Below are 9,241 nucleotides of genomic sequence, written 5' to 3'. Positions count from 1 at the left end.
GGGTGGTGAAGGGTCTGGGGGCCGGCCGCCGCCGTTCCGCTTCATCCTCAGCGACTCCGACTACCGCGTCGTCATGGGCGCCGGCGTCTACGAGAACGGCGAGCCGCTGCCCGAGAGCGCGCGCCACGGCCTGCTGCCGGTGAAGGTGGGCGGCGAGGTGAGGGCCTATGTCTCCACCGAAGGCGTGCTGAGCCCGGGGCCGGACGACCTGGCCTATATGGACACGATGCGTCAGGCGCTGTGGTGGGGCGTCGGCGTGGCGGCGCTGCTGGCCCTGGCGCTGGGCGCCCTGCTCGGCGAGGGCCTGAGCGCCCGGCTGCGTCGCCTGACCGTGGCGGTGCAGGCGATGCGCGCCGGCGACCTGCGCCAGCGCGTGGCGATCGCCGGCCGTGACGAGGTGGCCCTGCTGGGCCAGGCCTTCAACGCGATGAGCGAGCAACTGGCCTCCAGCCATGAATCACTGGAAACCTCCAACGCCACCATCCTGGCCCAGGCCGAGCAGATGAAGGAACTGAGCATCCGCGACGCGCTGACCGGCCTGTACAACCGCCGCCATTTCGACGAGGCGGTGCAGCAGCTCTACCGCCAGGCGGTGCGGCATGGCCGGCCGCTGTCCGTGGTCGTGTCCGACATCGACTGGTTCAAGAAGATCAACGACGGCTTCTCCCACGCCGTGGGCGACACCGTGCTGCGCCAGGTGGCCGAGATCCTGACGGCCCAGTTGCGTGCCTCGGACCTGCTGGCCCGCTACGGCGGCGAGGAGTTCGTGATCGCGCTGCCCGAGACCGGCAAGCCGGCCGCCGCGGCGCTGTGCGACAAGCTGCGCGCCGCCATCGCCCATTTCCCCTGGAGCGAGATCGCGCCCGGCCTGAACGTGACGATGAGCTTCGGCGTCAGCGCCGAGATGGCCGAGGGCTCGCCGGAGGCGATGCTCAACGGCGCCGACACCCAGCTCTACCGCGCCAAGGAGAGCGGCCGCAACCAGGTCTGCTTGGCCTGAAGTCGTCGGCTGCGCGTTCGTTTACCCGAGCTCGACGGCGAGCTTGCCCCGGGCCTGGCCGCCGGTCATCCAGGCATGGGCGGCTTCGGCTTCGCCCAGCGAGACGAAGCGGCGCGGGTCCAGGCGCGGGCGCAGCAGCCCGGCCTCGGCCAGCGCCGCGGCCTCGCGCAGGATCTCGCCATGATGGGCCAGGCCCTCGCCGGTCAGCAGCGGCAGCAGCGTGAACACGCCCGAGTAGCTGGCGCCGCGGAAGGACAGCGGCGCCAGCGAATGGCTGCCCCAGCCCAGGCTGCTGAGCACGTGGCCGGTGTAGCGGCGCACGGCCTGGAAGGCCGCATCGAGCGTCGCGCCGCCGACGGTGTCGTAGACGATGTCGAAGCCGGCGCCGCCGGTGGCTGCGTCGACGTAATCCGCTACTTCGACGCGCTGGTAGTCGATCGGCGTGGCACCCAGCGCGGCGATGCCGTCCAGCTGCGCCGCGCTGCCGGTGGCCCAGACCTCGGCGCCGCGCGCGCGGGCCAGTTGCACCGCCACATGGCCGACGCCGCCCGCTCCGCCATGCACCAGCACCTTGTGGCCCGTGCCGACGCGGGCCCGGTCGACCAGGCCTTCCCAGGCGGTGATGAAGACCAGCGGCAGCACGGCCGCCTCGCGCGGCTGCAGCGCCGAGGGCCGACGGGCCAGCAGGCTCGCGTCGGCGAGCACGTATTCGGCCAGCGTGCCCGCGTGCCCGCCGACGCCGCCGACCATGCCGAACACCGCATCTCCGGGCGCGAAGCCGTCCACGCCCGCGCCGACGGCGCGCACCGTGCCGGCCATGTCCAGGCCCAGCACGGCAGGCAGCGGTTGCCGGGCATGACCGGCCTGGCCGGCACGGATCTTGGCGTCCAGCGGGTTCAGCCCGCTGGCCTCGACCTGCACCAGCACCTGGCCCGCGCCGGGCACGGGCATGGCGATCGGGCGAAGCGTGAAGGGCGCGCCGGCGCCGTCGACGAAGGCGGCGGTCATCGTGTCGGGAAGGGTGCTCATGGAAGACTCCTGTGTGGGGATGCTTCCAGTGTTGGTCATTCACATCTGTTTCTCAATCGACAGAAATGAACGCTTGTCATGCAAAATTGCATGATGATGGAATGGAGCGACCTGAAGGTCTTCCTCGCCGTGGCCCGGGCCGGCACGCTCGGCGGCGCGGCCCGGCTGACCGGGCAGACCCAGCCGACGATGGGCCGGCGATTGCGCGCGCTGGAGGCGGCGCTGGGCCAGCGCCTGTTCCAGCGCGGCAGCGCCGGCTTCGTGCTGACCGAGGAGGGCCTGGCGATGCGGGCGCACGCCGAGCGCATCGAGGAGGAGACGCTCGCGATCGAGCGGCGCATGGCCGGGGCGCAGGCGGGCCTGGGCGGCCTGTTGCGGCTGTCCTCCTCGGACTGGTTCGGGCTGCATGTGCTGGCGCCGATCTGCGCCGCCTTCATGAAGCAGCATCCCGACGTGACGATCGAACTGCTCACCGATGCGCGGCTGCTCAGCGCCGCGCGCCGCGAGGCGGACCTGCTGTTCCGCATCACGCCGTTCCGCGAGCCGGAGGTGGTGCAGCGCCGCTTCATGGCGCTGGACTATGGGCTCTATGTGTCGAACCGCCAGCGCGCCGCCTTGCCCCGGCGCGGCCGCGGGCTGCGCTTGTTGACGATGGACAGCGCCTTCGAGGAACTGCCCGACGTGGCCTGGCTGAAGAACAGCTTTCCCGAGGGCCGCGTCGTCTTCGGCAGCAACAGCCGCGAGGCGCAGGCCCGGCTGTGCGCGGCGGGTGCGGGCGTGGCGGTGCTGCCGGATGCCCTGGCGCGCGCGCTGCCAGGCCTGCGGCGTGTCGAAAGGCCCCAGGACCCGCCCGGGCGCGAGGTCTGGGTGGGCTACCACGAGGACCTGCGGTACAGCGCGCGGCTGCGGGCCTTCCTCGAATTTGCCCTGGCCCGGGTGGGCGAGGACGGCTGACCCGCTCAGGCCTGCCGCAGCGCCGCGCGGCGGCGCAGTTCGGCCTCGAAGCGCGCAGGCGGCCAGCGCTGGTCGAGCGCCTCGGCCATCAGCGCCTGCGCGCTCGGTGGCGCGAGGCCGCCCAGCGGTGGGTCGAGATCGAGGTTGGTCGGGAAGGCATAGCCCTCGGCGCAGCAGCGCAGCGCCAGCCGCAACTGGGGGCGTTCCAGCAGCACCGGGTACAGCGCGATGCTCATGGCCTCCCGGTCCACCGCCTCCATCGCCCGCCCGAAGGCCGAGGACACCTGCAGCAGATTGGCCAGCCGCAGGATGCTGCTGGAGCGGTTGTGCCCGGCCGCATGCATCAGCGCCGGGTTGAAGAACACCGCGTCGCCCTGGGCCAGCGGCAACTGCACATGGTGGGCATCGAAGAAGGCCTGGAACCCGGGCTGGCCCGGTGCCAGGTAGCCGGCGGGGAACTTCTGCGAATGGGGCAGGTACAAGGTCGGGCCGCTCGCGAGCGGCATGTCCACATGGGCGACGGCGCCTTGCAGCGTCAGCCGCGGCGACAGCATCGTGTGGACGTGCGCGGGATAACGCGCAGCCTGAGCGGCGTCCATGAAGCCCAGGTGGTAGTCGCGGTGGGCCGTCTGCGCGGCGCCGCCGGGGTTCACGCAGTTGACCTGCGAGGTCAGCTGCCAGTGCGGGCCCAGCCAGGCCTCGCAGACGGCGTCCAGCACCGGGTTGGCGTAGTAGGCGGCGAACAGCGCCGGGTCGCGCAGGCACAGCTTCTGCAGCGCGTTCCAGACGCGGTCGTTGGCGCCCGGCCTGGCGAAGTGGTCGCCGCCGCCGGTGCCGCTGCGGCGCTGCTCGTCGATCATCTCGCGGAAGCGGGCGGTGGCGGCGTCGACGATCGCGTGCTCGGCGAAAGCCTGGCGCAGCACCAGCACGCCGGCGCCCTCGGCGAAGACGGTGGCCCACTCGGCCATCAGCGCGGCGCGGTCATGCGGCAGGCCGGTGGCGCAGTCGTAGACCGGCACGCCCTGCAGCGAGGCCGCGGCCAGCGGCGTCAGTGGCGCCTCGGCGGCGCGCACCAGCCGCGCCAGATCATCGATCTCAGGCTGCCACACGGCCTTCCAGGCGTTCCACGAGGCTCTGGATCTCGGTCCCGCCCGCCATCATGTCCAGCACCTGCTCCTTGGTCGTCTCGCCCTTGGCGAAGGTGCCCATCGACTGGCCGCGGTTCAGCAGCGTGAAGCTGTCGCCGATGGGCCAGGCGTGGTGGACGTTGTGGGTGATGAAGATCACCGAGATGCCGCGGCCGCGAGCGGTGTGGATCAGCTCCAGCACCTTGCAGCTCTGCTTGACGCCCAGGGCCGCGGTGGGCTCGTCCAGGATCAGCACGCGGGCGCCGAAGTGGATGGCACGCGCGATCGCCAGGCACTGGCGCTCGCCGCCGCTCATCGTGCCCACCGGCTGATCGGGCGAGCGCACATGGATGCCCATCTCGGCCAGCTTCTCGGTGGCGACGCGGCCGGCGAGGTCGGTGTCCATCACCGGCACCAGGCCCAGCCACTTGCGGCGCGGCTCGCGGCCGGCGAAGAAATTGCGCGCCACGCTCATCAGCGGGACCAGGGCCAGGTCTTGATAGACGGTGGCGATGCCCAGGTCCAGCGCTTCGCGCGGGGACTTGAAGCGGACTTCCTGGCCTTCGACCAGGTAGCGGCCCCGGCTGGGCCGATGCACGCCGGCCAGCGTCTTGATCAGCGTGGACTTGCCGGCGCCGTTGTCGCCGAGCAGGCAGTGGACCTCGCCGCGCTTGAGGCGCAACGTCACGTCCTGCAGCGCGATGACCGTGCCGAAGAAGCGGCTGACGCCGTCCAGTTCGAGGATGTGATCGGCACTCATTTCGCGCGGAGCCGGATGTAGTGGTTGAACAGCACGGCCAGCAAGAGCATGCCGCCGAGGAAGATCCGGTAGAGGTCCGAATCGAAGTTGGTGTACGAGATGCCGATCTGCACGACGCCGAAGATCAGCGCGCCGAAGCAGGCGCCGAGCACCGAGCCGAAGCCGCCGGTCAAGAGCGTGCCGCCGATCACCGCGGCGATGATCGCCTCGAACTCCTTCTGGATGCCGCGGTCGGCCGCCGCCGAGCCGACGTCGGCCACCTGCAGCACGCCGAACAGGCAGGCGGTGAAGGCGCTGAAGACGAACAGGCCGATCTTCACGCCGTTGACCGGCACGCCGACGTTCTTGGCCGCATTGGCGTCACCGCCGACCAGGAAGATCCAGTTGCCCAGGCGCGTGCGGCCCAGCACGAAGCCCGCCGCCAGCGCGATGCCGGCCCACCACAGCAGCACCTTGGGCACGCCGGCGACGACCGGCCCGCCGTCGGGCAGCCGCTCGATCAGCCCCGCCGCAGCCAGCGCGGTGAACAGGCTCTTGAACGCCGTGCCCTGGAACAGCCACTGGATGACCGGATCGCGCGCCACCGGCTCGGCCAGGCCGCTGACGATGGTGCTGTTGGAGAAGTGCGTGGACAGCACGATGGTGGCGCCGCGCAGGATGAACATGAAGGCCAGCGTGACGATGAAGCTGGGCAGCTTGGTGCGCACCACCAGCCAGCCGTTGAGCCAGCCCAGCGCCATGCAGCCGGCGAAGGCGAACAGGATGGCCGCCCACATCGGCCAGCCCATGAACATCGCCGGCACGCCCATCATCATGCCGGCGAAGCCGATCATCGAGCCCATCGACAGGTCGAACTCGCCGCCGATCATCAGCAGGCAGGCGCCCACCGCGATGATGCCGAGATAGGCCGCCACCTGGGACCAGTTCATCACCCCGTCGAGGTTGAACATCCCCGAGCCGCGCGCCAGCACGCCGAACAGCGCGAAGACGAGCAGCGTGCCGGCGATCGAGCCGAACTCGGGGCGGTTGACGAAGCCGCGCCAGGCGGCGACGCGGCGCACCCGCTCGTCGCCGGAGGCGGCCGGCACCGGAGTCACAGCCTGGTCCATGAGGGCAGCCATCTGACGCCCATCCTCAGCGGTATTGACCGGCGTACTTCTCGACCTTCTCGACGTTGTCCTTGGTCACGAAGCCGGGACCGGAGCTGACCCCGTCCGCCGTGTACACCGGCGCCAGCCCGTACTCGGCCAGCCGCGCCTGGAACTTCGGGTTGGCCTTGAGCTTGCCGATGATGGCCTGGGCGTCCATGGTCTTGTCGTCGTGGGCGATCACCAGCGAGGCGATGGTCATGTAGCCCTGCAGGTAGGGCTGCTGGTCGATGGCGAAGTTGATCGTGCCCTTCTTGATGCCGGCGACGATGTCCTTGGAAATGTCGAAGGTGCCGAAGTAGACCTTGCCGGCCAGGCCCATCTTGTCCAGCGCGCGTAGCGTCGGCTCGGCGGAGTTGGGGCCCAGCGTCAGCACAGCCTGGGTGGACGGGTTGGCGCGCAGGAAGGCGGTGACCTTGCTCTCGACCACGGTCGGGTCCATGCCGGAGTCGATCATCGACTTCTTCATGTCCACGCCGAGCGCGTCGGCATAGCCCTGGCAGCGCTCGAAGGAGGCGTTGTTGGTGGCGTAGTGGTTGACGCAGACGAAGCTCTTGATGCCGGCCGCCTTGGCGCGCTCGCCGGCGGCCTTGCCGGCCGCGTACTCGGGCTGGCCGATGTGCATGATGGCGCCGAGCTTCTTGCTCTCGGCGGTGGTGCCGGAGTTCATCGTGACGATGGGCAGGCCCTTGGCCTTCACGAGGCCGGCCGGCTTGGACAGCACGTTGATGTCGGCGATGTCGAAGGCCACGCCGTCGTAGCCGCGGGCGGCGGCCTGCTCCAGCAGCCGGGCCATGCCGGCGAGGTCGCCGTCGGGCGGGTTGCGGTAGTCGACCTGCACGCCGAAGTCCTCGCCGGCCTGCTTGATCGCGTTCTTGATCGTGTTCCACCACGAATCGGCATCGGCCGCGTGGGTGACCATCACGTAGCGCCCGGCCGCCTGCGCGCCGGTGGCGGCCAGCGCGGCGCAGAGCATCAGGACGAGGGCGGAAGGCTTGAACGAAAAGGCTCGCATGGGTGTCGTCTCCTGTCGTTTGTGCATGGATCGCCGCCGCAGCGGGGCAGCGTGATTCGACTATAGGAGCCGGTCCCGGCTTTGTGGAAAATAATTTCTAAGTGCTTGCACTGAGAGAAAGGTAGTTCGCATCGATAGAATGCGCCATCGATTCAATGACAAGGGTGGACATGGCGGAGAGGACCGCGGAAAAGGCGGGCGGCAAGGACGCGGCGGATCAGCTGATCAAGCGGATCTCGGCCGAGTACGACACCCTCAGCCGGCAGCTCAAGGTGATCGCGCTGCACATCGAGAAGAACCGCGACCACGTCGGCCTGGAAGGCATCCAGGAGCTGGCGCGGCAGTGCGAGGTGCAGCCCTCGGCGGTGGTGCGCTTCGCCAAGCACTTCGGCTTCTCGGGCTTCACCGAGTTGCAGGCGGTGTTCCGCGACAAGCTCTCGCGCCAGCTGGCGCCGGGGCGCAACTACCAGTCGCGCATCCGCGAGCTGATCGACTCGGCCCCGCGCAAGCTCTCCAGCGTGGACATCGCCCGCGAGTTCCTGGCCGGCAGCGTGGCCGGCATGCACGAGCTGGAAAGCCAGCTCGACGCCACCGCCTTCCGCAAGGCGGTGGAGCTGCTGGTGGCGGCCGACTGCATCTGGATCGCGGCCTCGCGCCGTTCGTTCCCGATCGCGGCCTACCTGGACTACGCACTGCAGCACACCGACAAGCGCATCGGCCTGGTGACCGCCCTGGGCAGCATGCACGGTGGGCAGATGCGTTCGGTGCGCAAGGGCGACGTGATGGTCGCGATCTCCTTCGCGCCCTACGCGGCGGAGACGCTGGAGGTGGTGGCCCAGGCGCGCGAGCGCGGCGCCAAGCTGCTGGCGCTGACCGACAGCCGCATGAGCCCGCTGGCCAAGCAGGCCGAGGTGGCGCTGATCGTGCAGGACAACTCGACGCTGGGTTTCCGCTCGCTGTCCAGCACGATGGGGCTGGCGCAGAGCCTGTTCATCGCGGTGGCCTACGCGCTGGAACTGCCCTCGGGCTGACCGCCAGCCCGGGGGATCCACCAGGCCAGCTGCGCCGCCGCCGCGAAGGCGATCAGCCCGGTGACGGCGATGCCGGCGCCCAGCGAGAAGGTGGCGGTCAGCAGCGCGAGCAGGGCCGGGCCGCCGGTGGAACCGAGGTCCGCCATCAGCCGCCACACACCCAGGAAGTGGGCGCGGCCGTGGCGCGGCGCATGGTCGGCGCCCAGCGTCATCACCAGGCCCGAGCCGATGCCGTTGCCAAAGCCGACGGCGGCGGCCGCCAGCGTCAGCGTGACCGCGCCGGCGGTCAGCGGCATCAGCAGCAGCGGCACGCCCATGATGATCATCGAGGGCACGGCCACCCAGCGCCGGCCCTTGCGGTCCATCAACTGGCCGGCCGGGTAGAACACCAGCATCTCGACGCCGCCGGCCAGGCCGTAGATCAGCGCCGCCATCGAGGGCGCCAGGCCGATATGGTCGGCCCACAGCGGCAGCACCGCCTGGCGGGTGGCACGCACCGCGGCCACCAGCAGGATGCCCAGGCCCAGCGTCAGGAACAGGCGCCGGTGCGAGCGCACGATGCCGGCGATCGAGGGCTTGGCGAGGCCGCTGTCCGGCGCGGCGTGGTGCTCGAGGTCGGGCATGCGCGCGCCCAGGGCGGCGGCGGCGATCAGCGCGACGATGCCGACCGCGTAGGCTGCGCCGATGCCCCACTGGTGGATGGCGCCGGCCGCCAGGAAGGGGCCGATGAACAGGCCCACGCGCATCGAGCCGCCCAGCGTGGACAGGGCACGGGCGCGGTGCTCGGGCGGCACCGCCTCGGTCAGGTAGCTCTGGCGCGCGAGGCTGTAGACCGCCTGGGACATGCCCACCATGAAGGCGCCCAGAGCGAACACGGCGAGATGCGGCGTCAGCGCGCACAGCGCCAGCGCGCCGATGGACCAGATCGCCGCGGCGACGATGGCCCAGCGCTCGCCGCGGTGCAGCGTGATCAGCGAGGCGGGGATGTTGCTGACCAGCGAGCCGATGCTGATCAGCGCGGCGATCAGCGCCGCCTGCGACTGCGAGGCGCCGAGCTCACGCGCCGTCAGCGGCACCACCGGCAGGATCGCGCCCTCGCCGATGCCGAACAGCAGGGTCGGGCCGAAGGCGGTGACGGCGATCGAGCGGAGGGAGAAACTGGCGGGCGGGGCACTGC

General features: G+C 70.7%; 9 protein-coding genes. 3 read left to right on the top strand and 6 right to left on the bottom strand.

The genetic code is table 11. The features are described from left to right. Nucleotides 1–1,000: GGDEF domain-containing protein (locus tag B0W88_RS26735; protein ID WP_083749095.1), on the top strand; the 1,000-nt coding region annotated here is incomplete at its 5' end. 21 nt (nt 1,001–1,021) lie between these two features. On the opposite strand, the gene B0W88_RS26730 is transcribed toward B0W88_RS26735, so the two are convergent. Then, entirely contained in the window at nt 1,022–2,029 is a 1,008-nt protein-coding gene (locus B0W88_RS26730) for a zinc-binding dehydrogenase (RefSeq protein ID WP_077037624.1), read from the bottom strand. A 90-nt stretch (nt 2,030–2,119) separates the two neighbouring features. Between B0W88_RS26730 and B0W88_RS26725 the strand changes: the two genes are divergently transcribed. Further along, nucleotides 2,120–2,983: a LysR family transcriptional regulator gene (locus B0W88_RS26725; RefSeq protein WP_369973937.1), complete on the top strand. Its 864-nt coding sequence runs from the start codon at nt 2,120–2,122 to the stop codon at nt 2,981–2,983. Nucleotides 2,984–2,988: 5 nt separating this feature from the next. Here B0W88_RS26725 and B0W88_RS26720 read toward each other — a convergent pair whose 3' ends face one another. From B0W88_RS26720 to B0W88_RS26705, 4 genes are read right to left on the bottom strand one after another with little or no spacing between them, the layout of a single operon-like run. Next, nucleotides 2,989–4,092, bottom strand: coding sequence for a phytanoyl-CoA dioxygenase family protein (locus tag B0W88_RS26720; RefSeq protein WP_077037623.1), 1,104 nt, complete (start codon nt 4,090–4,092; stop codon nt 2,989–2,991). Continuing rightward, entirely contained in the window at nt 4,079–4,870 is a 792-nt protein-coding gene (locus tag B0W88_RS26715) for an ATP-binding cassette domain-containing protein (RefSeq protein ID WP_077037622.1), read from the bottom strand. The genes B0W88_RS26720 and B0W88_RS26715 overlap by 14 nt, the downstream gene beginning before the upstream one ends. Further along, nucleotides 4,867–5,991 carry an ABC transporter permease gene (locus B0W88_RS26710; RefSeq protein WP_077037621.1) on the bottom strand — a complete coding sequence of 375 codons (1,125 nt, stop codon included), beginning with the start codon at nt 5,989–5,991 and terminating at the stop codon, nt 4,867–4,869. The genes B0W88_RS26715 and B0W88_RS26710 overlap by 4 nt, the downstream gene beginning before the upstream one ends. 13 nt (nt 5,992–6,004) lie before the next feature. Beyond that, entirely contained in the window at nt 6,005–7,033 is a 1,029-nt protein-coding gene (locus B0W88_RS26705) for a sugar ABC transporter substrate-binding protein (protein WP_077037620.1), read from the bottom strand. A gap of 170 nt (nt 7,034–7,203) precedes the next feature. Here B0W88_RS26705 and B0W88_RS26700 point away from each other — a divergent pair, with 170 nt between their 5' ends. Further along, nucleotides 7,204–8,064 (top strand): MurR/RpiR family transcriptional regulator, encoded by an 861-nt coding sequence (locus B0W88_RS26700; RefSeq protein WP_077037619.1) that lies wholly within the window; start codon nt 7,204–7,206, stop codon nt 8,062–8,064. Here the strand turns inward: B0W88_RS26700 and B0W88_RS26695 are convergent. Further along, on the bottom strand, nt 8,037–9,241 hold a 1,205-nt coding region (locus B0W88_RS26695), incomplete at its 5' end, for an MFS transporter (RefSeq protein ID WP_198937947.1). The two genes, B0W88_RS26700 and B0W88_RS26695, sit on opposite strands and share 28 nt — an antisense overlap.

Source organism: Pelomonas sp. KK5 (assembly GCF_001984095.1).
In the GTDB taxonomy this organism is placed as follows: domain Bacteria; phylum Pseudomonadota; class Gammaproteobacteria; order Burkholderiales; family Burkholderiaceae_C; genus KK5.
This window is presented reverse-complemented; position numbering and strand designations above follow the sequence as displayed.

What these genes read in the sequence shown, in the direction of transcription:
- B0W88_RS26715 (WP_077037622.1), bottom strand. Translation starts at nt 4,870, where the DNA reads ATGAGTGCCGATCACATCCTCGAACTGGACGGCGTCAGCCGCTTCTTC.
- B0W88_RS26730 (WP_077037624.1), bottom strand. Translation starts at nt 2,029, where the DNA reads ATGAGCACCCTTCCCGACACGATGACCGCCGCCTTCGTCGACGGCGCC.
- B0W88_RS26725 (WP_369973937.1), top strand. Translation starts at nt 2,120, where the DNA reads ATGATGATGGAATGGAGCGACCTGAAGGTCTTCCTCGCCGTGGCCCGG.
- B0W88_RS26700 (WP_077037619.1), top strand. Translation starts at nt 7,204, where the DNA reads ATGGCGGAGAGGACCGCGGAAAAGGCGGGCGGCAAGGACGCGGCGGAT.
- B0W88_RS26710 (WP_077037621.1), bottom strand. Translation starts at nt 5,991, where the DNA reads ATGGCTGCCCTCATGGACCAGGCTGTGACTCCGGTGCCGGCCGCCTCC.
- B0W88_RS26705 (WP_077037620.1), bottom strand. Translation starts at nt 7,033, where the DNA reads ATGCGAGCCTTTTCGTTCAAGCCTTCCGCCCTCGTCCTGATGCTCTGC.